The following is a 22,905-nucleotide window of genomic DNA, read 5'->3' as shown; positions in this document are numbered from 1 at the left end:
ACCTCCGCGTCCACTATGCGAACCTACCCACGCGTTTCGCAAACTTCATTGCCGATCTGGCAAACTGACGTCATGGACGACGACCTGAACACCACGCTCGACGCGGTCGGCGCCCGCCTGCGCGAGCTGCGCACCCAGCGCGACATCACCCTGACCGACCTGGCCGCGACGACGGGCATCTCCGTGAGCACCCTGTCGCGCCTGGAGTCCGGGGTGCGGCGCCCCACGCTGGAGCTGCTCCTGCCGCTGGCCAGGGCGTACGGCGTCACGCTCGACGAGCTCGTCGACGCCCCGCCGACCGGAGACCCGCGCATCCACCTGCGGCCGATCAGCCGCCACGGCATGACGATGTTGCCGCTGACCCGCCGGGCGGGCGGCATCCAGGCGTTCAAGCTGGTGATCTCGCCCGACAGCCCGCGCCGGTCGCCCGAGCCGCAGACCCATGAGGGCTACGAGTGGCTGTACGTGCTCAACGGGCGGCTGAGGATCGTGCTCGGCGAGCACGACCTGGTGCTCGAACCGGGCGAGGCCGCCGAGTTCGACACGCGCGTGCCGCACTGGTTCGGGCCGGCCGACGACGAGGCGGTGGAGTTCCTGAGCCTGTTCGGCACGCAGGGCGAGCGGGCCCACCTTCGCGCCCGGCCCAAGTCCCGGGACACGTAACACCCAATACCGCGCCATTCCCGATCCAGCGGATGACTCGACGTCCAACTCGGGACAATAAGCAAGAGTAATGGCCTTCAGCACAAGAGCAGCGTGGTTGATGTCAACACGACAGTCAGCCTGATCCCTTGAGCGCGACAAGCCGGAGTGGTGTCCTCACGCCCACTCCGGCTTGTCGTGTTCCCCGCAAAGTCAGCCCCGTTGTCAGGCTTATAAAGCATGACAATCGAGCCTGTTTCCATCCTCGAGAACAATGGTCACACGAGCCGCTCTCGATCCTGTCAAGCCCTTGTCTCAAACCCTTCCAGACCCCCATGATCTCCCTGAAGGAGGGCGCGTGAGATTTCGGATTCTGGGGCCCGTGGAGCTCCTGAGCGACGGGCGGCCGCTCACCGTCCCCGGTCTGAAGGCCCGGAGCCTGCTGGCCGTCCTGGTGCTCAACGCCAACACGGTCGTGCCGCCCGGCAGGTTGCTCGAGGCGGTCTGGGGCCTGGACGTCCCTCCGACCGGGCTGCGGCGCCTGCACACGCATCTGTGGGCGATCCGCCGGTTGCTGCCCGACCCCGCCGACCTGGTGGGGACGCCGGCCGGCTACCTGCTCAGGGTGCGGCCGGGCGAGTCCGACCTCGACGTGTTCACCACCGAGACGGCCGCCGCCCGCGCCGCCGCGGCCGCGGGAGACCTGACCGGGGCGGCCGACGCCTTCAGGCGCGGCCTGGCGCAGTGGCGCGGCCCCGCTCTGGTGGGGGTGCGCCCCGACCTCCAGGCGAGCGAGGGCGGCCCGCTGGAGGAGCAGCGTCTGGCCGCCCTGACCGGGCGCATCGACGTGGACCTGCGGCTGGGGCTGCACGCCGAACTGGTCGCCGAGCTCAGGCAGCTCGCGACGGCGCACCCGCTCAACGAGCACCTGCGCGGGCAGCTGATGACAGCCCTCCACGGCGCCGGGCGTACGTCGGAGTCGCTCGCCGAGTACCAGAGCGCCCGCCGGCTGCTGCTCGACGAGCTCGGGATCGAGCCGGGCGAGGCGCTGGCGCGGGTGCACCAGGCCGTCCTCGCCGGCGACGCCCCCGCTCCCGTCGCCGTCCGGGTTCCCGTCCCGCGCCAGCTGCCGCCCGACGTGCCCGCCTTCACGGGGCGGCGCGAGGCCGTCGCCCGGCTCGACGAGCTCGCCGCGGATCCCGGCGACTCCCCCGTCGTCTGCCTGGTCTCGGGTACGGCAGGCGTCGGCAAGACCGCGCTCGCCGTCCACTGGGCGCACCGCGCGGCCGGGCGCTTCCCCGACGGCCAGCTCCACCTCAACCTGCGCGGCTACGACCCCCTCGACCCGCTGTCGCCGGGTGCCGCCCTCGACCTGCTCCTGCGCGGCCTGGGCGTCGAGACGGTGCCGCACTCCCCTGACGAGCGCGCCGCCCTCTACCGCAGCGTCCTGGCCGGCAAGCGCATGCTCATCCTCCTCGACAACGCCCGCACCGCCGAGCAGGTCCGCCCGCTGCTGCCCGGTACGGCGGGGCATCTGGTCCTGGTGACGGGCCGCGACAGCCTGCCCGGGCTGGTGGCCCGCGACGGCGCCCGCCGCCTGCGCCTGAGCCCGCTGTCCCACGACGAGGCCGGCGATTTGCTGGACAGGCTCCTCGGCCAGGAGCGCGCCGGCCAGGACCCGCAGGCACGCCGCGCCCTCATCGCCTACTGCGCCGCGCTGCCGCTGGCGTTGCGCATCGCCGCCGAGCACCTGCTCGACCATCCCGGCATGACGCTCGGCGGGCTCGTCGACGCGCTCGCCGAGGAAAGCGGGCGGCTCGACCTGTTGGAGGCGCACGGCGACCCCCTGGCTGACGTCCGTACGGTGTTCTCCTGGTCCTACCGGGCGCTGCCGGTGCCCGCCGCCCGGCTGTTCCGCCTGCTCTCGCTCGTCCCCGGTCCCGACTTCGACGTGCACGCCGCGGCCAACCTGGCCGGCCTGTCGGAGACCGGGGCTCGCCGCCTGCTGGACGCCCTGCGACGCGTCTCCCTCGTCGAGGACGCCGGCGCCGGGCGCCACCTCCTGCACGACCTGCTGCGCGCCTACGCCACCGAGCGGTCGCTGGCCGAGGACGACCCGGCCGACCGGCGGGCCGCGCTCACCCGGCTACTCGACTGGTACGCCTGTTCCGCGCACGCCGCCATGGACGTGATCGATTGGTTCCGCCCGCCGTTCCTGCCCGCGTCGGCCTTCGTGCCGGTGGCGCCGCTGCCGCCGTTCGAGGAGGTGGACCGGGCGTGGGCGTGGCTGGAGGGCGAGCGGGCCAACCTGGTGGCCGCCGTGCGCAGGGCCGCCGCCGACGGCCTGGCCGAGCACGCCTGGCGCATCTGCCACGAGCTCCAGCACCTGTTCTTCATCCGTGGACACGGCCAGGCGTGGATCGACACGCACGGCGTCGCCGTGGCGGCGGCGCAGGCCGCGGGCGACGACCTCGGCGTGGCGGCCACCACCTCCGGCCTCGCCTCCTTCTACGCCATCCAGGGCCGCAGGCGGCAGGCCCTGCGCCTGCGGGAGTGCGTCGTGGAGCTCTACCACCGGCTGGGCCTGCACCACGCCGAGGCGGTCTCGCGGGTCTTCCTGGCCGACGCCCACTTCAACCTGGGCAGGCTCGACGAGACCGAGCGCGAGTGCGAGCGCGCCCTGGCGCTGTCGCTCGCGCACGACGACTTCTTCGCCCAGGTCCTGGCCCGCTGGGGGCTGGCGCGCGCCCACTCCAGGACCGGCAGGTTCGACCGCGCCCTGACGGCCCAGCTGGAGCTCCTGGCCCTGGCCGAGGAGACCGGTTCGTTGCAGAGCCAGTCGGTCACCCTCGTCGAGCTGGCCACCACCCATCTGCTCGGCGGCGACCTCGCCCAGGCCACGGAGCGGTTCGAGCAGGCGCTTCGCACCAGCAGGCTGGTGGGTGACCGGCGCAGCGAGACCCGCGCCCTGGCGGGCATCGGCACGGTGCGCTTCCGCACGGGCGGGCCCGAGGAGGCGGTCTCCTGGTGGGAGGCGGCCCTGGAGCTGAGCCGGGACCAGTACACCCCCGACCTCAGCCTGCCGATCCTGGAGGACCTGGCGCAGGCCTGCCACCGGGCGGGGCTCCTGAGCCGGTCCGCCGGCTACCGGCGGGAGGCCGAGGCGCTGGCCGCCCGGCTCGACTACGAGCCCGCCGACGACGAGCACTCGATCGGCGGAGCGCTCCCCCGCTGACCTCCCACGACCGGCGACGGAGCGGCTCAGCGGCGGGGCAGGGCGTAGGCGCGGTCGGCGGCGAACGACACGGTGACGTTGGTCCCCTCGGCCAGCAGCTCGCCGGGGTGCGGTCCCGCCACCGTGCAGGTCAGCGTGCCGCCGGCGGTCTCCACCTGGTAGTCGACGCTGGCTCCGTGGAAGGTGACGCCCAGGACGCTCCCGTTGCCCTCGACGGCCGTCGGGGTGACGCTGACCGACTCGGGCCGGATCATCAGCAACGCGGTCGAGTCGCCCGTGAGCAGCGGGTGGGCGGCGACTATCTGGCGGCGGCCCAGCACGGTCACGACGGCCTGGCCGCCCGTCATCGAGGCGGGCACCTCCAGGAAGTTGGCCCTGCCGATGAAGTCGGCGACGAACACGCTGGCCGGCCGCAGGTAGATCTCGGCCGGAGTCCCGATCTGCTCGACGCGGCCCCGGTCGAGCACCACGATGCGGTCGGACATCGCCATCGCCTCGTCCTGGTCGTGGGTGACGTAGAGCGAGGTGATCCCGAGCAGGTTCTGCACGCGGCGGATCTCGGCGCGCATCGCGCCGCGCAGCTTGGCGTCGAGGTTGCTCAGCGGCTCGTCGAACAGCAGGACGTGCGGCTGCACCACCATCGCGCGGGCCAGGGCGACCCGCTGCTGCTGGCCTCCCGACAGCTCGTGCGGGTGACGCCCTTCGAGGCCGACGAGGTTCATGCTGGTCAGGGCGATGCGCACGGCCTCGGTGAGCTCGGCGCGGGTGCGGTCGCGAAGGCGCAGGCCGTACGCGACGTTGTCGAAGACGGTCAGGTGCGGGAAGAGGGCGTAGTTCTGGAAGACCATGGCCATGGAGCGGCGCTGGGCCGGCACGTCGTCGAGCGGCCTGCCGTCCAGCAGCACCCGGCCGGAGGTGGCGGTCTCGAAGCCGGCGACGATCCGCAGCGTCGTGGTCTTGCCGCAGCCCGACGGGCCCAGCAGGGTGATGAACTCGCCGGGCGCCGCCTCCAGGCTCACGTCGTCGACGACGGGAGGCGCGTCCCAGGTGAAGCTCTTGGTCAGGTTCTCCAGCTGGAGCAGGCCGGTCATGCGACCACCTTTCTGATCGCGGCCAGGCTGGCCAGGACGATCACCGTGAGCACGGTGCAGTAGGCGAAGGCGACGCCGTAGTAGCCCATGCCGGCGGCGCTCAGCACCTGGGCGGTGATGATCTTGGTGTCGGGGGTGACGAGGAAGACGATGGTCGACATCGAGGTCATGCAGCGGGCGAAGCCGTAGCTGAGCCCGGTCAGCAGGGCCGGCCTGATGAGCGGCAGCGTGACCCTGCGGAAGGTCTGGAACGGCCGGGCGCCCAGCCCCGTGGAGGCCTCCTCCAGGCTGGGATGGAGCTGGGCCAGCGCGCCGGTGGCGGTGCGCAGCCCCGCGGGCACGCTCCTGACCACGAAGGCCAGGACGATCGCCAGCGACCCGCCCGCGACCGCGCCGCCGCCGACCAGCCCCGGCAGCACGGTGACGCCGCCGATCTCCAGGTCGGAGCGGTAGGCGAGCACGTAGCCGATGCCGAGCACGGTGCCGGGCACGGCGATGCCGAGGGTGCCGGCGAAGTCCAGCCAGCCCGACCCAGCGCGCAGATGCCGTACGGCCAGCCACGCCATGACCAGCCCGGCCAGTCCCGCGATGGGCGTGGCCACGGCCGCCAGCACGGTGGTGTCGGCGATGGCCTCGCTGCCCAGTGCCACCCGCAGGTGGTCCAGCGTGAGCGTGAAGTCGACGCCGAACACCTCGGTCACCGAGCCCGCGAGCACCGTGCCGTACAGGCTCACGATGACCAGGGCGACCAGCACCGCCAGGCCGTAGAAGGGCCAGCGCGCCCAGCCCCTCACCAGGTGCACCCGCCCCGCGGGCTTGCCGGTGACGGTGACGCGCACCTTGCGCCCGACCCAGTGGCGCTGCGCCAGATACAGGCCGATCGCGGGCACCAGCAGGACCAGGCTGTAGACGGCCGCCGACGTCGTGTCGTACTCCCCCGTCACCGCCAGGTAGGCGCGGCTGGCCAGCACCACGTAGTCGCCGCCCAGCACCAGCGGGTTGGCCAGGTCGGCGATCGCCTCCACGAACAGCAGCAGGAACGGCGCGGCCAGGCCGGGGGCCAGCAGCGGCAGGACGAGCGTGCGGAAGACGCGCCTCCGGGAGGCGCCCAGGTTCATCGCCGCCTCCTCCATCGCCGGGTCCAGGGCGCGCATCATGCCGAGCAGGCCGAGGTAGGCGACGGGGAAGAACGACAGCGACAACACCAGGACCAGGCCGTCGAGGCCGTAGATGTCGTAGTCGAGTCCGAACAGGCCGTGGGTGACCAGGCCGCGCCTGCCGTACAGGACCACGGTCGCGGTGGCGACCGCGAACGGCGGGCTGACCATGGGGATCAGGGCGATCCAGTGCAGCAGGCGCTTGCCCGGCACGTCCAGCCGGGTCTGGACGAACGCGAACAGCAGGCCGAGCGCGGTGCCCGCGGTCGCGACCAGGAGGCCGAGCACCAGCGTGTTGCGCAGGATGCCGAGGTCGGAGGCCGACAGCAGGCGCGCGTATCGCGGCAGCGCCGCCGGGGTGGCGGCCTCGGCCAGGACGTTGGCCAACGGGTAGACGGTGCCGGCCAGGACCAGGGCCGCCGCCGCCCCGATCGCGATCCTGACCGGCAGGCGCCCGCCGCGCTCACGGCGCTCGCGGCTCACGAGGCCGCCATGATCTCGTCCTCGAAGCGCCTGACGAGCCCCGGCTTGGCCTGTCCCGCCCCAGGCACGTCGTAGTCGACCAGCGTGATCTTCGACAGGTCGGCCGCCTTGGAGTCGGGCGTGACCCCGGCGTTGGTGGGCAGCGCGTAGAAGCCCACCGTGGGCCCCAGGCGCTGCGACTCGGCGCTCAGCGCCCAGTCCACGTAGGCGCGTGCCCCCTGCGCGTTGCGAGCCCCCTTGATCACCGCGACGGCGCCGATCTCGTAGCCCGTGCCCTCCTCGGGGAAGGTCACCCGCAGCTTGGTGTAACCCTGCTGCTGCTGGGCGACGCAGTCGTGGGAGAAGACGACCCCCACCCCCACCTCGCCCCTGCCCGCCTGCTGGGCGGCGGCGTTGCCCGACTTGTTGAACTGCAGCACGTTCGGGTGCAGGCGCCGCAGGTAGTCGAGGCCCGCATCCTGGTCGCCGCCGCCGAGCGCCACCTGCGTCCACATCACCGTGTAGCCCGTGCCCGAGGTGGCCGGATGCGCAACGCCCACGTTCTTGCGCAGCCGCTCGTCGAGCAGGGCCCGCCAGCTGGTGACCGGCCCCAGCCCGGTCTCGGCGAGCACGTCCGGGTTGTTGCAGAAGCCCAGGACGCCCAGGTACACCCCGGTCCACGCGCCGCCGGGGTCGCGCCACTCGGGCTTGATCCGCGCCGCCTCCGGCGAGAGGTACGGCTCCAGCAGGCCCTCCTTCTTGGCCGCCTCGTATCCGTCGGCCGGGCCCCCGTGCCAGGCGTCGAACTCGGGCTTGCCGCGCGCGGCCTTGATGCGGGCCAGCGCCTCGCCGCTCGACAGGCGGACGAAGTCGGCCTCGATGCCGGTCTGCTCGGCGAAGCGCCGGGTCATGGTGGCGCACCACTGCTCGTGGGCGCCGCAGGCGATCGTGATCCGGTCCTTGCCGCCGCCGTAGCAGGCGGCGGCGCTCGCCAGGGTGAGGGCGATGGGGACGGCTAAGGTCTTCTTCATGGCCTCACGGTAGGTTCGCGCGACGGGCCGCCGGTGAACGCCAGGTGAGGTTAGGTGAGGCCGTCGTCACCTTCACCGCCGCCTCCCTCCCCGAGCACCGGCATCAGGTAGCCGACGCCCCTGATCGTGCGGATGTAGACGGTGCCCGGGTCGACCGCGGCCAGTTTCATGCGCAGCCGGTAGATCTGCGACTTCACCACGTCGTAGGCGCCGTGCAGGTCGACGGTCTGCCAGGCCTGCTCCCACAGGTCGCTCCACTTCACGGGAGCGCCCCGATTCCGGCCCAGGATCGACAGCACCACGAAGTCCAGGTCGCTCAGCTCCAGCCGCCGCCCGTTCAGGTACGCCTCCCGGCCCGCCAGGTCGATCGTGAGCTTGCCGTTGCGGATGACCCGGTCGTCGCGTCCGCTGCGCCGTACCAGGGCCTTGGCCCGCAGGGTCAGCTCGCGCGGGTGGAAGGGCAGCACGACGTAGTCGTCGGCGCCCCGCTCCAGGCCGGCCACCACGTCGTCGGGGCTGTCGCGGCCGGTCAGGAACATCACCGGCAGGTGCGCCCACCGGGTGCGGATGATCCCCAGGACGGTCAGCCCGTCCATCGCGGGCATGGTGATGTCGAGCACCACCAGGTCGACGCGGGTGGTGTTGAGCAGGTTGAGCGCCGTGGCGCCGTCGTGCGCGACCAGCACGTCGAAGGCGGCCGTCTCCAGGGCCATCGCGACGATCATCGCCATCTGCGGGTTGTCGTCGACGACGAGCACCACCGCGCGCCTCATCGGGGCACCGTGACCAGGATGGTCGTGCCCTTCATCGCCGCCGTGTCGACCATGATCGCGCCTCCGTGGAGCTCGATGATCGTCTTGGTGAGGACCAGGCCGAGACCGGTGCCGTCCCCGAGCGGCCGGCTGGTGGTGAACGGGCGGAACAGCGCCCTGCGCTGCTCGCGGGTCATGCCCGCGCCGTCGTCGGTGACGTAGAGGGCGATGCCGGTGTCGATCACCGCGACCCGTACGGCGATGCGCCCGCCGACCGTGGTGAAGCGGCTCGCGTTCGCCAGCAGGTTCGTCACCGCCGCCTGCAGCAGCCTCGGATCGGCCCGCACCTCGGGCGTCACCTGCGGGGTGTCCAGGGTGATGCGCTGGTCGTTCTGCGCGCACAGCGGCCGCATCGCGGCGACCACCTCGCGGGTCAGGCGGCTCAGGTCCGCCCGCTCGAAGGACGGCTCGAACAGGCCCGACTCCAGGCGGGCATGGATCAGCAGGCTCTCGCACAGGTGGATCACCTGGGCGCACTGCAGGTCGATGATGCGCAGGAAGTCGGCCTGCCTGCCGGTCAGCGTGCCCTCCTGGAGCATGTCGGCGGCGGCCTTGATCGTGCTCAGGGGTGTCTTCAGCTCGTGCCCGAGGGCGCTGACCTGGTCGGCGCGGCTCTGGAGCTGCGCCGTCAGGCGGGCGGTCTCCGCCTGACGGTCCAGGAGCGTACGGCGGGCGAGGGCCAGCGTGCCCAGCGCGCCCGCCACGACACCCGCCAGGACGGCGGCGGGGACCGGGTGGGCGAGGGTCAGGAGGACGAGACAGGCGGCGGCGCCGGCCAGGGCGGCGAGCCACAACCAGCGGCGCGGGAGGGTGAGGAAGGCGGCGGCGCCTCCTAGCGCGGTGAGTCGTAACCATCGGCGCGGGAGGGGCGGCATAGGGCCGATTGTCGCGGGGCGGGCGACGCGGGGGAAGGGGCGCGGATGCCGGACGTCGTGTCGCGCGGGAGCCCGGTCGTCGTGTCGCGCTGGAGCCGGTCGTCATGTCGCGCGGGAGCCGGACGTCGTGTCGCGCTCATGCCGGTCGGCGCGCTTGGCGCGTGCCGTACGAAAAGATCCCCCGGCCGTGGTGGCCGGGGGATCCCCCTCAGTCGGGGCGCCTCGTCAGTCGAGGTAGTCGCGCAGCATCTGCGCCCTGGTCGGATGCCGGAGCTTGGCCAGGGTCTTGGACTCGATCTGCCTGATGCGCTCGCGCGTGACGCCGAACTCGCGACCGACCTCCTCCAGCGTCCGCGGATGGCCGTCGGCCAGCCCGAAGCGCAACTGGATGATGCGCTGCTCGCGGTCGGAGAGCGTGGCCAGGATGTCGTCGAGCTGATCCTGCAGCATGATGAAGGCCGCGGCCTCCATGGGCACGACGGCGTCGGCGTCCTCGATGAAGTCACCGAGGTCGGAGTCCTCTTCACCGATGGGCGACTGCAGCGAGACCGGTTCCTGCGCGATGCGCTGGATCTCCACCACGCGGTCGACCGGAAGGTCCATCTCCTTCGCGATCTCCTCGGGCGTCGGCTCGCGGCCGTAGTCCTGATGCAGCTGCCGCTGCACCCGGACCAGCTTGTTGATCGTCTCCACCATGTGCACGGGGATCCGGATGGTCCTCGCCTGATCCGCTATCGCTCGCGTGATCGCCTGGCGGATCCACCACGTGGCGTAGGTGGAGAACTTGTAGCCCTTGGTGTAGTCGAACTTCTCCACCGCGCGGATCAGGCCGAGATTGCCCTCCTGGATGAGGTCCAGGAAGAGCATGCCGCGCCCGACGTAACGTTTGGCGATGGAGACCACGAGCCGCAGGTTGGCCTCGATCAGCCGCTGCTTGGCCCTGGTGCCCTCCCACACGAGTTCCCTGAACTCCGGGAAGGCCAGCCGTGAGACACCGCCGCCGAGCTTGTCCTCGGCGAAGAGTCCGGCCTCGATCGATTTGGCGAGTTCCACCTCCTCCTCGGCGGTGAGCAGCGGGACCCTGCCGATCTCCCTGAGGTAGATGCGGACCAGGTCGCTGGTCGGCGCCCGCTTGCCTACGTCCTCCTCATCGGCGCGGACGACGTCCTCGTCGCCCTGAGGCTCGAGCACCTCCACGCCGTTCTCGGCGAGCATCCGCACGACGCGTTCGAGCGCGTCGGAGGGAAGCTCGGATCGGTCAAGCGCGGCTGCGACGTCATCGACGGTTACGCTTCCGCGCTCCCTTCCTTTCGCGACGAGGTCCGCCACCTGATCTACCGAAGGCGGTCCACTTGGCAGCACCGATGCACCCACGGGACACAGTCTGCAGTATTGGTAAGTGAAAATGGCAGACCTATTTTTGTCACAGAAGGTAAGCCGTGCATCATTACCAAATTGATATCTGGGCAAGGTTTGGCCGGAGTTTGATCAGGAAAGTAATGCCTATTGCGCGGTCGTCCGAGGTCAGAGGGGCCAGGACGACGTTGGTGCGTGCGTTCTACCGAATTCTCCCCCGGCCGACCGGGAATGGCGATAAAGATCATCCTTTAGGGCGCGTGGATCACATACGGCATGCGCCGTAATGAGGAGTATCACCCGGCGTCGAAGTCCGCCGCGTGCTCGACGGCCCACTGTTCGAACCCCAGTGCAGGCCGTCCGAGAATCTCCTCCACCTCGGGCGAGACCAGCCCCGGCTGGAGGTATGACAGCCCCTGCATCGCGATGAATCCCCGGGCCGCCCCCTCGGAGAACCCCTGCCGCACGAGCCCGTGCTCGGCGGCCTGCGCGGAGACCGCCTGATACCGCAGCGGCCTCCCGATCGCCGCCCCGATGGCCTCGACCATCTCCTGCTGCGTCAGCGCCCGTGGCCCGGTCAGCACCGGCCGCCGCCCCAGCAGCTCGTCGCCGAGCAGAGCGTGCGCCGCCACCGCGGCCAGGTCCCGCTCGTGCAACGGCGCCCACGCCGCCTCCGGGAACGGGCTGCGCACGACGTCGCCCGCCCGGATCTGCGCTCCCCACTGGCTGACGGTGTTGACCGCGTAGTACCCGGACCGCAGCGCGCACCAGTCCAGCCCCGAGGCGACCGCCGCCTCCTCGGCCTCCTTGTTGAAGTCCCCGCGCTGCCGCGAGGGCTGGTGCTCCAGCGGGTGGTCGACGTTGAGCGCCGACATCGCCACCACCTTGACGGCCCCGCCCCTGCGCGCTTGCTCAAGGAACTCCGCCGCCCGCAGCCCCACGGCCCGGGGGTTGAGGAACACGCTGCGCACCCCCTCGAACATCCCGGTCCCAGGCGCGACGACCTCCACCTTGTCCGGCTGCCCGGCCTCCTCCGGCCGACGGCTGACCGCCCGCACGCGGACCCCTTGAGCGAGGAGCAGGTCCACCAGCGGACGTCCCACCAGCCCGGTCGCTCCGGTGACCAGGACGAGTTCTTCTGTGTGTCGTATCATATGGAAACCATACGACTTAATACGAGAGTCATACAATATGAGCTACGTAACACCTGGCTCCAGCGACCGCCGTCGGCTCGTGACCGACGTCCGCGAGGCCCTGCGCGATCTCAACATCCAGCTGTCGCTCCTCAACCGCCGCTTCGGTGCCCGGGCCGAGCTCAAGGACGTCGACTGGAACTGCGTCGACCTGCTCAACAGGTACGGCCCGCTGACTCCCAGCGCCCTGGCCCGCCGCGCCGGGCTGCATCCGGCGACCGTGACCGGCGTGCTCGACCGCCTGCAGCGCGGCGGCTGGATCACCCGCGAACGCGACCCGGACAACCCCGACAGGCGCGCCGTCACCATCCGGGCGCGCAAGGAGCGCAACGCGGAGCTGTACCAGCTCTTCTCGGGGATGAACCAGCAGATGGATCAGATCTGCGCGGACTACACCGAGTCCGAGCTCGAACTGATCGCCACCTTTCTGCGCCGCACCACGAGCGCCGGAGACGTGGCCACGCGCCAGCTGGAGGACGAATGAGCACCGTTAGGGTGGAACGATGCCGTCTGTGAAGAAGGTCCAGGTCACGTTCGACTGCGCGGATCCCGAGCGGGTCGCCCGCTTCTGGTGCGAGGTGCTCGGATACGTTCCGCCGCCCCCGCCCGAGGGATTCGCCACCTGGGACGACCACGCCCGCACGCTGCCCCCCGAGGAGCGCGGCGCGTGGTTCGCGTGCAGCGACCCCACCGGAGTGGGGCCGCGCCTGTTCTTCCAACGGGTGCCCGAGGGGAAGGTCGTCAAGAACCGGGTGCACCTCGACGTCCGGGCCGGCACCGGGCTCGTGGGCGCGGAGCGCCTGGCCGTCCTGGAGGCGGAATGCGCCCGGCTCGTGGCGCTGGGGGCGGTGCGGGTGCGCCTGCTGGAGGCGGACGAGGTGAACGAGTCGTGCATCGTCATGCAGGACGTGGAAGGGAACGAGTTCTGTCTCGACTGAGGTCCCGTTCCGTGTCACCGCGGCGCGGAAGGATGTGTATGCCAGGCCGTACCGGATGGGTCGGAATCTGTCGCCTGGGGCCAATAGACTCGCTGGCGTGGCAGGCCGGATCCGTGACGTCGATATCGCACTAGTTCGTGAACGCTCCCCGATCGACTCGGTCGTCGGTGACTACGTGCAGCTCCGCAACGCCGGGGGCGGCAACCTGAAGGGCCTGTGCCCCTTCCACGACGAGAAGAGCCCCTCGTTCAACGTCACCCCCGAACGCGGGATGTACTTCTGCTTCGGCTGCCAGGCGGGCGGCGACGTGATCAAGTTCGTGGAGGAGATCGATCACCTCTCCTTCACCGAGGCCGTCGAGCGCCTGGCCCAGCGGGCGGGCATCCAGCTCCAGTACGAACAGGGCGGCTACGTACCCAAGCGTGACCACGGCGAGCGCGCCCGGCTCGTCGAAGCGCACAAGGTCGCCGCGGAGTTCTACATGGAGCGGCTCGTGGCGCCCGACGCGGCGCCCGGGCGCAAGTTCCTGTCCGAGCGTGGCTTCGAGCGGGCCGACGCCGAGGTGTTCGGGGTCGGATACTCCCCCAACGAGTGGGAAGGGCTGACCCGGCACCTGCTGGCGCGGGGGTTCACCGCCGACGAGATCGTCAAGGGCGGGCTGGCCAAGGAGGGCCGCCGGGGGCCGATGGACCGCTTCCGCGGGCGGCTGATGTGGCCGATTCGCGACGCCACCGGCGACGTGATCGGGTTCGGGGCGCGCAAGCTGCTCGACTCCGACGAGGGCCCCAAATACCTGAACACCCCGGAGTCGCCGCTCTACAAGAAGTCGCAGGTGCTGTACGGCATCGACCTGGCCAAGCGGGAGATCTCCAAGCGGCTGCAGGCCGTGATCGTCGAGGGCTACACCGACGTGATGGCCTGCCACCTGTCGGGCGTGCCGACGGCGGTGGCCACGTGCGGCACGGCCTTCGGCGAAGAGCACATCAAGGTGCTGCGGCGCTTCCTGCTCGACCAGGCCGAGTTCCGCGGCGAGGTGATCTTCACCTTCGACGGCGACGAGGCGGGCCAGAAGGCGGCGCTGCGGGCGTTCGCCGACGAGCAGAAGTTCGTCACCCAGACCTACGTCGCCGTGCAGGCCGACGGGCTCGACCCCTGCGACCTGCGGGTCAAGCAGGGCGATGCGGCGGTGCGCGACCTGATCGCGTCGCGTGAGCCGCTGTTCCAGTTCGCCATCCGCAGCACGATCCGGCGCTACGACCTGCGCAGCAACGAGGGCAAGATCGCGGCGCTCGACGCCGCGGCCCCGATCGTGGCGGGCATCAAGGACGTCGGGCTGCGCAAGCGCTACGCCATCGACCTCGACCGGTGGCTGGGCTTCATGGACGAACGATTCGTCATGCAGCGCATCGCCGAGGTCGGCAACGCCCAGGCCGGCCGGCCCCAGCGGGCCCCGCGTCAGGCGCCCGTCGACCCGCACGTGCGGGTGGAGGCGGAGCTGATCAAGCTCGCCGTCCAGCGGCCCGCGCTGCTCGGGCCCCGATTCGACACCCTGGAGCCCGACGCGTTCACGGCGCCCGACCACGTGGCGGTACACAAGATCATCGTCGCCGCGGGCGGGATGGACCGCGCCGGGCACGGCGGCCGCGAGTGGGTCGACGCGCTGCTGTCCGAGGCGCCCGACGAGGCGGCGCGGGGGTTGATCACACGGTTCGCGGTCGACCCGATCCGGGCCGAGTCGCACGTGGAGGAGAGGTACGGGTCGGCGATGCTCGCGGCCATCGAGGCGGTGGCCGTCGACCGGGCGATCGCCCAGGCCAAGTCGCGGATGCAGCGGCTGAACCCGGTGGACGAGCAGGCGGAGTACAACCGGCTGTTCGGGGAGCTGGTGGCGTTGGAACAGCAGCGGCGGGTGCTGAGAGAGCGGGCTGCGGGGAGCTAGGCGGGCGGGGGGTGGGTCGCTTGGGTGGTTGTGAGGGGTGGGGCTGGTAGCGCCGCCCTAAGGGTGGCAGCACGTCGTTGCACCCACAGCTCGCAGGCATCGCGGGTGGGCAACCCGCGTGCGCGGGGAGCACACGCCGACGTCGCGGAGCTTGGGGCCGAACGCGGGACCATCCCCGCGTGCGCAGGCAGCACTCTTCGTGACCTGCGTGTTTATCGCCGGGCCAGTCCTACAACACAGCCCCTCGCCCCACCAACCAACGTCATCGTCTTCCTCAAGACAGGGCCCGACAGCAAACCCCGCCTGACCCGCTCACCCACACCACAACGGCCACGATCGAACGCCCACAAACCCGCTCCACCGTGGGCTGCCCGGGCGCAGCCTGGGCCGGAAGAAGGCGCGCGAGCGGAGCGAGCACCTCACGGGTGGGCGTCAGGCGGGTGACCCCGGAATCGCGCCACGGGTGGGCCGAGGGAGGGGGCGGGCAGGCAAGAAGCACAGTACGAAGGCGAAACAGTCAAACAGGTCATGACCTATCCCCAAGTCGGCTACAAAGGTAAAGGTTGTCGTTCGATACGGTGACACAGGTGAGGATCATGCGATCGGGGCATATAGGCGGACTTGCGGCTGTGTTGCTGCTCACCAGCGCGTGTGCCCAGGGCACAGGCGTGGCTGGGGTGGCCACCAAGCCCCCGGAGACGCCGCCGGTGGCGAGTCCGTCGGTGACGGCGACGATCCCGGAGACGACGGCGACGACGGTGCCGACCAGCGAGCACCAGGCGGGGGCGATCAAGCCGCCCGCCGAGGAGCCGGTGAAGGTGCCGCCGCCCAAGCTCTCCAAGTACTCCTACGTCTTCCCCGTCAAGGGCTGCAGCACGAGCTACCAGAAGAGGCTGCTCGTGTTGCCGAAGACGACGATCTGGGCGGGGCGCGGCTGCGCGTTCGTCTCGCCCGTCGACGGGGTCGTCGATGAGGTGAACCTGCAGAACCGGTGGAGGCCGAGCGTCGACGCGGGTGCCACGCGGGAGGGGCGGTTCGTCACGGTCATCGGCGAGGACGGCGTCCGCTATCTGGGCGGGCACCTCGACACCATCGACGAGGGGATCCGGCCGGGGGTGAAGGTCAAGGCGGGGCAGCAGCTGGGCACGGTGGGCAACACCGGCAACGCTCGCGACACCGCGACCAACCTGTACTTCGCGATCTCGTGGAAGACCGGGCCCGCCTACTGGTGGGTACGGCGGGGCATGGTCAATCCGTGGAACTACCTCGACGCGTGGCGGGAGGGGAACGCGACGTTCTCCCCCCGGCAGGAGACGTTCGAGTTGCGTGGCAAGGTCGGCGAGACGCCGGGCTGCACGGTGCAGTGTTCGGCGAAGAAGCCGACCAGGAAACCCGAGCGGGAAGAGGAGCCGCCAAGGCCGCAGCCCACGCCGGAGCCGACCGCGCAGCCGACGACCTTCCCCGCCTGAGCGGGCCGGTGCCCTCGGGCGACCGCCAGGCACAGGGCACCGCGGCAGGCCAGGGCGCAGGGCGGTCCAGCCATAGGGCAGGCCAGGGCGCGGGGCAGTCCAGCGCATAGGGCAGGCCACGGCACGAGGGCAGACCACGGCACGAGGGCAGACCACGCCAGACCAGGGCACCGGGCAGCGGTGCCCTGACGGGCGGCCCCCTGGTCCCCTGGCCTACTGGTCCCCTACGACGTCCCCCGGATGAGCTGCTGGATGTCGCCGACCACGTCCCACACGTTGACGTTCATCCCGGCGATCACCCGCCCCTCCCGCTTCCAGTAACACACGAACTCCAGCTTCTCCACCGCCCCGTCGTAAACCACCTCGTCGTAGCCGGTGGTGTCGCCCGAGAACTCCATCCCGAGCTCGAACTGGTCGGTGTAGAAGTACGGCACCCGGTCGTAGACGACCTCCTGCCCCAGCATCGCCCGCGCCGCCGCCGGCCCGCCGTTGAGCGCGTTCGCCCAGTGCTCGACCCGCAGGTGCCGGCCGTACAGCGGGTTGTACGGCTCGGCGACGTCTCCGGCGGCGAACACGTCCGGGTGGGAGCTGCGCAGCGAGGCGTCGCACACGATGCCCGACTCGACGTGGAGTCCGGCCGACCGGGCGAGTGACACGTTGGGAGCCGCCCCGATCCCGACGACGACGGTGTCGGCCTCGACGAGGGATCCGTCGTCGAGCCGTACGCCGGACTCGACGACCTCGGCGACGCCGGTGCCGAGGCGCAGGTCGACGCCGTTGCGGCGGTGCACGCCGGCGAAGACCTCGCCCAGTTCGGCGCCGAGGACGGCGTGCAGCGGCGTGGGCGCGGGCTCGATGACGGTCACCTCGCATCCGGCCTGGCGCGCGGCGGCCGCGGTCTCCAGGCCGATCCAGCCGGCGCCGACGACGGCGACGCGGCCCTGGGCGGCGAAGCGCTCCTTGAGCGCCTCGCTGTCGCCGACGGTGCGCAGGACGAGCCCGGGTCCCGGCAGGCTGCGCGGGGTGGCGCCGGTGGCCAGGAGCAGTTTGTCGTACGGCTGGAGCGAGCCGTCCGACAGCGTCAGCGTGTGGGCGTCGAGGTCGAGGCCGACGGCTTCGGTGCCGAGCCGCAGCTCGATGTCCTTGGTGGAGTACCAGTCCGCCGGATGGACGAAGATCTTCTCGCGCTCGCTCTTGCCCTGGAGGTATCCCTTGGACAGCGGGGGCCTCTCGTAGGGGCGCTCGTGCTCGGCTCCGATGAGGACGATCGAGCCGTCGAAGCCCTCCTCGCGGAGGGTCTGCGCGGCCTTGGCCCCTGCCAGCCCGCCTCCGACGATTACGTAGGTGGTCATAGCCTCATTCTCCGATGCCAGGCGGTCGCGGAGGTGTCGGTCAGGGAGGCGAGTTGGTCGATGATGACGCGGGTTCTGGCGGCGTCGTCGACGGCGTGACGGAAAGCGGGGCGGAAGGCCGGTTCGAGGGTGTGTGGCGCGCCCAGGGTGAGGGCGGCGGCCAGTTCCTGGATGAGTTCGCGCTGGCGGGCCTGGGTGGCGTGGTGGTCGTCGCGGTTCATGACGTAGTGGGCGGTGACGCCCTTGAGGACGGCGCACTCCAGCCTGGCGGCGCGGGGGACGACGAGCCGGGCGCGGTGGCGCCTGCCGTACGACTGCTGGGTGGCCTCCTGGGCGGCCCGGCAGAAGCGGCCGATGAGGCCGCTGGTGAGGGCCTTGAGCCCGGCCAGGTCGGCGAGGGTGGCCTCGAAGCGGCGTGGCCAGGCGGTCAGCGCGACCAGCCCGGTGAAGGCCTCCTCGAGCTCGGCGAGCGTGGCGTCGGGCGCGTAGTGGACCCGGGTGGTCTCGCAGACGGCGGCGCGTTCGGCGGGCGAGCGCAGCGCCTGCACGTCGACGTGGCCGGCGTGCAGCGCGTCCTCGAGGTCGTGCACGGAGTAGGCGACGTCGTCGGCCCAGTCCATGATCTGCGCCTCGAAGCTGACGCCGCGCCCGGCGATGCCCTCCCTCATCCACTCGAACACGGGAAGGTCGTCGTCGTAGACGCCGAACTTGCCCGGTCCCGAGCGCGGCCACGGGTACTTGGTGGAGGCGTCGAGCGCCGCCCTGGTCAGGTTGAGCCCGGCGCTGCGCCCGTCCTCGGTGAGCACCTTGGCTTCGAGGCGGGTGAGCAGCCGCAGGCTCTGGGCGTTGCCCTCGAAGCCGCCGCATCCGGAGGCGAGCTCGTCGAGCGCGGTCTCGCCGTTGTGGCCGAAGGGCGGGTGGCCCAGGTCGTGGGCGAGGCATGCGGTCTCGACGAGGTCGGGGTCGACGCCGAGCCTGGCGCCCATCTCGCGTCCGACCTGGGCGCACTCCAGGGAGTGGGTCAGCCGGGTGCGAGGCTGGTGCTGGCCCGCGCCGAGGGACTCGGCGGGGCCGACGACCTGCGTCTTGGCGGCCAGGCGGCGCAGCGCGGCGCTGTGCAGGACCCGGGCGCGGTCGCGTTCGAACACGCCGCGCTCGGGGTTGCCGGGCTCCGGAACCCACCTGGCCTGGTCGTGTTCGGTGTATGCCATGAAGGACTGTCTACACCACCAGGTCAGCGCGTGTCTGAACCCCCGGTTTCCAGGGCCGCACGGCCGGCTTCCAGGCGGGCGACCGGGATGCGGAACGGCGAGCAGGAGACGTAGTCGAGCCCCACCTCGTGGCAGAAGTGCACCGAGTCGGGGTCGCCGCCGTGCTCGCCGCAGATGCCGAGCTTGAGGTCGGGCCGGGCCTTGCGGCCTTCCTCGGCGGCGATACGCACCAGCCGGCCGACGCCGTCACGGTCGAGGGTCTCGAACGGGGAGACGCCGAAGATGCCGAGCTCCAGGTAGCGGGAGAAGAACGCGGCCTCGACGTCGTCGCGCGAGAAGCCCCAGGTCATCTGGGTGAGGTCGTTGGTGCCGAAGGAGAAGAACTGCGCCGCCTCGGCGATCTGCCCGGCGGTGAGGGCGGCGCGCGGCACCTCGATCATGGTGCCGATCAGTGCTTCGACACCCGCGTCCGAGAGGATCTTAGCGGCTTCCTCGCGGACGGCCTCCAGCTCCTGGACTGCGCCGACGAGCGGGATCATGATCTCGGCGCGTGCTCCTGGCACCTGCTTGGCCGCCTCGGCGATGGCGCGCACCTGCATGGCGAAGAGGCCGGGGATGACCAGGCCGAGCCGTACGCCGCGCAAGCCCAGCATGGGGTTCTGCTCGTGCAGTCTCTTGACGGCGGCCAGCAGCTCGCGGTCCTTGTCGGTGGCGTCGCCCGCGGCGACCTTGATCGACAGGTCGATGATGTCGGGCAGGAACTCGTGCAGGGGCGGGTCGATGAGCCGGATGGTGACCGGCAATCCCTCCATAGCCTGAAAAATCCCGGTGAAGTCGGCTTGCTGCAGCGGCTCCAGCGCGTCCAGCGCCGCCTGCCGCTCCTCCCGGTCCGTGGCGAGCACCAGGTCCTCGACCAGCTGCCGCCGGTCCCCCAGGAACATGTGCTCCGTACGGCACAGCCCGATGCCCTCGGCCCCGAACCGCCTGGCGCGCGAGGCGTCCTCGGGCGTGTCGGCGTTGGCCCGCACGCCCAGCGCGCGCTTGGAGTCGGCGTGGCGCATGATCCGGTCGACCGCGGTCACGAGCTCGTCGGAGAGCTCGCCTCGCTCGAAGTACTCGACCACCGCCGAGTCGACCACCGGCACCTCGCCCAGGAACACCTCGCCGGTGCTGCCGTCGATGGAGATCAGGTCGCCCTCGCCGACCTCCACCCCGTCGGGGCCGGTGAACCGCTTGTCCGAGATCGAGACCTCCAGCTCCTCGGCGCCGCAGACGCAGGTCTTGCCCATGCCGCGGGCGACGACGGCGGCGTGCGAGGTCTTGCCGCCGCGCGAGGTCAGGATGCCCTTGGCGGCGATCATGCCGGACAGGTCGTCGGGGGTGGTCTCGCGGCGCACGAGGATGACGTCCTCGCCCTTGGCGGCCAGCTCGACGGCGCGTTCGGAGGAGAAGACGGCCTTGCCGACGGCGGCGCCGGGCGAGGCGTTCATGCCCTTGGTGACGAGCTTGCGGTCGGCGTCCTTGGCGAAGCGGGGGAACATCAGCTGGGCGAGCTGGTCGCCGTTGACGCGGCGCAGCGCCTCGTCGAGGTCGATGAGGCCCTGGTCGACGAGCTGGGTGGCGATGCGGAAGGCGGCGGCGGCCGTGCGCTTGCCGACGCGGGTCTGCAGCATCCAGAGCTTGCCGCGCTCGACGGTGAACTCGATGTCGCACAGGTCGCGGTAGTGGTTCTCCAGCGTGGCCATGATCGCCATGAGCTCGTCGTAGGCGCCCTTGTCGAGCTCCTCCAGCTCCTGCAGCGAGATGGTGTTGCGGATGCCGGCCACGACGTCCTCGCCCTGGGCGTTGGACAGGTAGTCGCCGTAGACGCCCTGGCGGCCGGAGGCGGGGTCGCGGGTGAAGGCGACGCCGGTGCCGGAGTCGTCGCCGCAGTTGCCGAAGACCATGGAGCAGATGTTGACCGCGGTGCCCAGGTCGGCGGGGATGCGCTCCTGGCGCCGGTAGAGCACGGCGCGCTCGGAGTTCCACGAGTCGAAGACGGCCATGATGGCCATGCGCATCTGCTCGCGCGGGTCGCTGGGGAAGCCGGGGGCCAGCCGCTTGTAGGTCCGCACCAGTTCCCGCAGCTCGTCGACGGTGAGGTCGGTGTCCTGCCGGGAGCCCTTGAGCTCGTCGAGCGCCTCCTCGAAGCCCTCGACGCCGAGCACGGTCTTGCCGAACATCTGGATGAGCCGCCGGTAGGAGTCCCAGGCGAAGCGCTCGTTCCCTCCGGCCTGCTTGGCCAGGCCGTGGACCGATTCGTCGTTGAGCCCGATGTTCAGGACGGTGTCCATCATTCCGGGCATCGAGAACTTGGCCCCCGACCGCACGCTGACGAGCAGCGGGTCGTCGGCCTGGCCGAGCCGCCTGCCCATCCGCTCCTCCAGGGCGGCCAGGTGCGCGTCGATCTCGTCGTTCAGGCCTTCTGGAAGATCACCGTGCGCCAGGTAGTGGCGGCACGCCTCCGTGGTGATCGTGAAGCCCGGAGGCACGGGCAGGCCCAGGTTCGTCATCTCGGCAAGGTTGGCGCCCTTTCCTCCGAGGAGGTCCTTGAGATCCTTGTTGCCCTCGGTGAAGTCGTAAACAAACTTGGCCACGAGCGCTCCTTCTGGGGAATTTCCACGACTCTGCCCGGACTCTACCGACACAAAAGATAAAGAAACTGCACCCAACCGTTAACTTCCCGTTTTCGCAGGTCAACACGCTCCATAAGGTCTAATCCAATGCACAAGAATTGGATTAGACCAATTGGTGTAAACCAATTCTTGAACAACTACGGCGGGAGGCGCACAATCGGTCTCATGACCACGCCGACGAAGCCAGGCCGTCGCGAGCGATTAGCCGCGGGCTCAGCGCACGCGGCCGCCGGCGGCGCACGTTACCTCGACGACCGCCTCGGTCTGGGCCGCTGGCTCCGGCCCAATCTGCGCAAGCTCTTCCCCAGCCACTGGTCGTTCCTCCTGGGCGAGTTCGCGCTCTACTCCTTCGTGATGCTGGTGCTCACCGGCACCTTCCTGACGTTCTTCTACCAAGCCACCCCCGAGTTCGCCTACGCGAGCGTCACCGAACTCACCATCGAGGTGCGCGGCGGCATGCTGATGCGCCAGATGCACCACTGGTCGGCGACGATCTTCGTGCTTTCGATCGTGCTGCACATGCTGCGGGTCTTCTTCACCGGCGCCTTCCGCCGCCCGCGCGAGCTGACGTGGATGCTGGGCGTCCTGCTGTTCGCGCTGGCGCTGTTCGAGTCGTTCCTGGGCTTCTCGCTGCCCGCCGACAACGTCGCCTTCGCGGGACTGCGCCAGGCCGACAGCCTCCTGATGGCGATCCCGCTGGTCGGCACGTACCTGTCGGCCCTGGTGTTCGGCGGCGCCTTCCCCGGCGACGTCATCCCTCGCCTGTTCGTCGCCCACGTGCTGCTGGTGCCCGGCATCCTGCTGGCCATCGTGCCGCTGCACGCGCTGGTGCTCACGTGGCGGCAGAAGCACACCGAGCGCCGCGCGCGGAGCTCCGACGAGCGCCGCGTCACCGGCGGCCCGTTCTTCCCCTACTTCTCCGTCAAGCAGGGCATCACCTCGCTCGGCACCTTCACCGTCATCACCGCTCTGGCCACGTTCGTCACGGTCAACCCGGTGTGGATGAGCGGCGCCTACACGATGTCGTCGCACCCGATCGCCGCCCAGCCGTTCTGGTACTCCGGAGTGCTCGACGGCCTGCTGCGGCTGATGCCCGCCTGGCATCTGGGACCGATCGACATCGGGTTGCTCGTGCCGATGCTCGTGCTGGCCGGGTTCTTCACGGTGTTGTTCCTCTACCCGTTCATCGAGCGCCGCCTGACCGGCGACCGGCGCACGCACCACCTCAACGACCGGCCCTCCGAGATGCCGCACCGGGCCGCGCTCGGCGTCGCGGTGATCACGTTCTTCACGATCGCCTGGGCCGCGACCTGGTTCAACGTGCCGATGATGCACTACACGCCGCTGGTCGCCGTCAGCCACGAGACCCTGACGATCATCACGTACGGCCTGCGGATCGCGATCTTCGTGCTGCCGCCGATCGCCTACGCGGTGACGCTGGCCTTCTGCCGCCGCAGATCGGCCTGA

General features: G+C 70.8%; 17 protein-coding genes. 7 read left to right on the top strand and 10 right to left on the bottom strand.

What is annotated here, in order from left to right; translation table 11 throughout:
- The first annotated feature begins 72 nt into the window (after window positions 1-72).
- Complete coding sequence (locus ACIBH1_RS06485) at window positions 73-663, top strand: helix-turn-helix domain-containing protein (RefSeq protein WP_397312555.1); 591 nt, start codon at window positions 73-75, stop codon at window positions 661-663.
- 337 nt (window positions 664-1,000) lie between these two features.
- Window positions 1,001-3,877: a BTAD domain-containing putative transcriptional regulator gene (locus tag ACIBH1_RS06480; RefSeq protein WP_397312554.1), complete on the top strand. Its 2,877-nt coding sequence runs from the start codon at window positions 1,001-1,003 to the stop codon at window positions 3,875-3,877.
- A 26-nt stretch (window positions 3,878-3,903) separates the two neighbouring features.
- Here ACIBH1_RS06480 and ACIBH1_RS06475 read toward each other — a convergent pair whose 3' ends face one another.
- From ACIBH1_RS06475 to ACIBH1_RS06445, 7 genes are all read right to left on the bottom strand, one after another.
- Complete coding sequence (locus ACIBH1_RS06475) at window positions 3,904-4,968, bottom strand: ABC transporter ATP-binding protein (protein ID WP_397312553.1); 1,065 nt, start codon at window positions 4,966-4,968, stop codon at window positions 3,904-3,906.
- Entirely contained in the window at window positions 4,965-6,608 is a 1,644-nt protein-coding gene (locus tag ACIBH1_RS06470; protein ID WP_397312552.1) for an ABC transporter permease, read from the bottom strand. The genes ACIBH1_RS06475 and ACIBH1_RS06470 overlap by 4 nt, the downstream gene beginning before the upstream one ends.
- Window positions 6,605-7,618: an ABC transporter substrate-binding protein gene (locus ACIBH1_RS06465; RefSeq protein WP_397312551.1), complete on the bottom strand. Its 1,014-nt coding sequence runs from the start codon at window positions 7,616-7,618 to the stop codon at window positions 6,605-6,607. The genes ACIBH1_RS06470 and ACIBH1_RS06465 overlap by 4 nt, the downstream gene beginning before the upstream one ends.
- A 50-nt stretch (window positions 7,619-7,668) precedes the next feature.
- Window positions 7,669-8,391, bottom strand: coding sequence for a response regulator transcription factor (locus ACIBH1_RS06460; protein WP_397312550.1), 723 nt, complete (start codon window positions 8,389-8,391; stop codon window positions 7,669-7,671).
- Window positions 8,388-9,305 carry a sensor histidine kinase gene (locus ACIBH1_RS06455; RefSeq protein ID WP_397312549.1) on the bottom strand — a complete coding sequence of 306 codons (918 nt, stop codon included), beginning with the start codon at window positions 9,303-9,305 and terminating at the stop codon, window positions 8,388-8,390. Before ACIBH1_RS06455 ends, ACIBH1_RS06460 begins: the two co-directional genes overlap by 4 nt.
- 225 nt (window positions 9,306-9,530) lie before the next feature.
- The gene (gene rpoD, locus ACIBH1_RS06450) at window positions 9,531-10,634 is read right to left on the bottom strand and encodes an RNA polymerase sigma factor RpoD (RefSeq protein ID WP_376771722.1); all 1,104 of its coding nucleotides are present in this window, start codon (window positions 10,632-10,634) and stop codon (window positions 9,531-9,533) included.
- Window positions 10,635-10,957: 323 nt separating this feature from the next.
- The gene (locus ACIBH1_RS06445; RefSeq protein WP_397312548.1) at window positions 10,958-11,815 is read right to left on the bottom strand and encodes an NAD(P)H-binding protein; all 858 of its coding nucleotides are present in this window, start codon (window positions 11,813-11,815) and stop codon (window positions 10,958-10,960) included.
- 37 nt (window positions 11,816-11,852) lie between these two features.
- Between ACIBH1_RS06445 and ACIBH1_RS06440 the strand changes: the two genes are divergently transcribed.
- The 4 genes from ACIBH1_RS06440 (at window position 11,853) to ACIBH1_RS06425 (ending at window position 16,200) form a co-directional block, all read left to right on the top strand.
- Entirely contained in the window at window positions 11,853-12,338 is a 486-nt protein-coding gene (locus ACIBH1_RS06440) for a MarR family winged helix-turn-helix transcriptional regulator (protein ID WP_397312547.1), read from the top strand.
- A gap of 19 nt (window positions 12,339-12,357) precedes the next feature.
- On the top strand, window positions 12,358-12,792 hold the full coding sequence (locus ACIBH1_RS06435) for a VOC family protein (RefSeq protein WP_397312546.1): 435 nt from the start codon (window positions 12,358-12,360) through the stop codon (window positions 12,790-12,792).
- 97 nt (window positions 12,793-12,889) lie between these two features.
- Window positions 12,890-14,731: a DNA primase gene (gene dnaG, locus ACIBH1_RS06430; RefSeq protein WP_397312545.1), complete on the top strand. Its 1,842-nt coding sequence runs from the start codon at window positions 12,890-12,892 to the stop codon at window positions 14,729-14,731.
- 677 nt (window positions 14,732-15,408) lie between these two features.
- Entirely contained in the window at window positions 15,409-16,200 is a 792-nt protein-coding gene (locus tag ACIBH1_RS06425; protein WP_397312544.1) for a M23 family metallopeptidase, read from the top strand.
- A gap of 224 nt (window positions 16,201-16,424) precedes the next feature.
- Here the strand turns inward: ACIBH1_RS06425 and ACIBH1_RS06420 are convergent, their stop codons facing one another.
- From ACIBH1_RS06420 to ppdK, 3 genes are read right to left on the bottom strand one after another with little or no spacing between them, the layout of a single operon-like run.
- Window positions 16,425-17,552 (bottom strand): NAD(P)/FAD-dependent oxidoreductase, encoded by a 1,128-nt coding sequence (locus ACIBH1_RS06420; protein ID WP_397312543.1) that lies wholly within the window; start codon window positions 17,550-17,552, stop codon window positions 16,425-16,427.
- A complete protein-coding gene (locus ACIBH1_RS06415; RefSeq protein ID WP_397312542.1) occupies window positions 17,549-18,763 on the bottom strand; it encodes a deoxyguanosinetriphosphate triphosphohydrolase in 1,215 nt (404 codons plus the stop codon). Before ACIBH1_RS06415 ends, ACIBH1_RS06420 begins: the two co-directional genes overlap by 4 nt.
- Before the next feature lie 23 nt (window positions 18,764-18,786).
- On the bottom strand, window positions 18,787-21,399 hold the full coding sequence (gene ppdK, locus ACIBH1_RS06410) for a pyruvate, phosphate dikinase (RefSeq protein ID WP_397312540.1): 2,613 nt from the start codon (window positions 21,397-21,399) through the stop codon (window positions 18,787-18,789).
- A 204-nt stretch (window positions 21,400-21,603) separates the two neighbouring features.
- Here ppdK and ACIBH1_RS06405 point away from each other — a divergent pair, with 204 nt between their 5' ends.
- Window positions 21,604-22,905, top strand: coding sequence for a cytochrome bc complex cytochrome b subunit (locus tag ACIBH1_RS06405; protein WP_397312539.1), 1,302 nt, complete (start codon window positions 21,604-21,606; stop codon window positions 22,903-22,905).

The sequence above is a fragment of the Nonomuraea sp. NPDC050663 genome, from assembly GCF_044456985.1.
Taxonomy (GTDB): Bacteria; Actinomycetota; Actinomycetes; order Streptosporangiales; family Streptosporangiaceae; genus Nonomuraea.
This window is presented reverse-complemented; position numbering and strand designations above follow the sequence as displayed.

What these genes read in the sequence shown, in the direction of transcription:
- ACIBH1_RS06405 (WP_397312539.1), top strand. Translation starts at nt 21,604, where the DNA reads ATGACCACGCCGACGAAGCCAGGCCGTCGCGAGCGATTAGCCGCGGGC.
- ACIBH1_RS06475 (WP_397312553.1), bottom strand. Translation starts at nt 4,968, where the DNA reads ATGACCGGCCTGCTCCAGCTGGAGAACCTGACCAAGAGCTTCACCTGG.
- ACIBH1_RS06465 (WP_397312551.1), bottom strand. Translation starts at nt 7,618, where the DNA reads ATGAAGAAGACCTTAGCCGTCCCCATCGCCCTCACCCTGGCGAGCGCC.
- ACIBH1_RS06455 (WP_397312549.1), bottom strand. Translation starts at nt 9,305, where the DNA reads ATGCCGCCCCTCCCGCGCCGATGGTTACGACTCACCGCGCTAGGAGGC.
- ACIBH1_RS06460 (WP_397312550.1), bottom strand. Translation starts at nt 8,391, where the DNA reads ATGAGGCGCGCGGTGGTGCTCGTCGTCGACGACAACCCGCAGATGGCG.
- ACIBH1_RS06440 (WP_397312547.1), top strand. Translation starts at nt 11,853, where the DNA reads ATGAGCTACGTAACACCTGGCTCCAGCGACCGCCGTCGGCTCGTGACC.
- ACIBH1_RS06420 (WP_397312543.1), bottom strand. Translation starts at nt 17,552, where the DNA reads ATGACCACCTACGTAATCGTCGGAGGCGGGCTGGCAGGGGCCAAGGCC.
- ACIBH1_RS06485 (WP_397312555.1), top strand. Translation starts at nt 73, where the DNA reads ATGGACGACGACCTGAACACCACGCTCGACGCGGTCGGCGCCCGCCTG.
- ACIBH1_RS06445 (WP_397312548.1), bottom strand. Translation starts at nt 11,815, where the DNA reads ATGATACGACACACAGAAGAACTCGTCCTGGTCACCGGAGCGACCGGG.
- ACIBH1_RS06435 (WP_397312546.1), top strand. Translation starts at nt 12,358, where the DNA reads ATGCCGTCTGTGAAGAAGGTCCAGGTCACGTTCGACTGCGCGGATCCC.
- ACIBH1_RS06415 (WP_397312542.1), bottom strand. Translation starts at nt 18,763, where the DNA reads ATGGCATACACCGAACACGACCAGGCCAGGTGGGTTCCGGAGCCCGGC.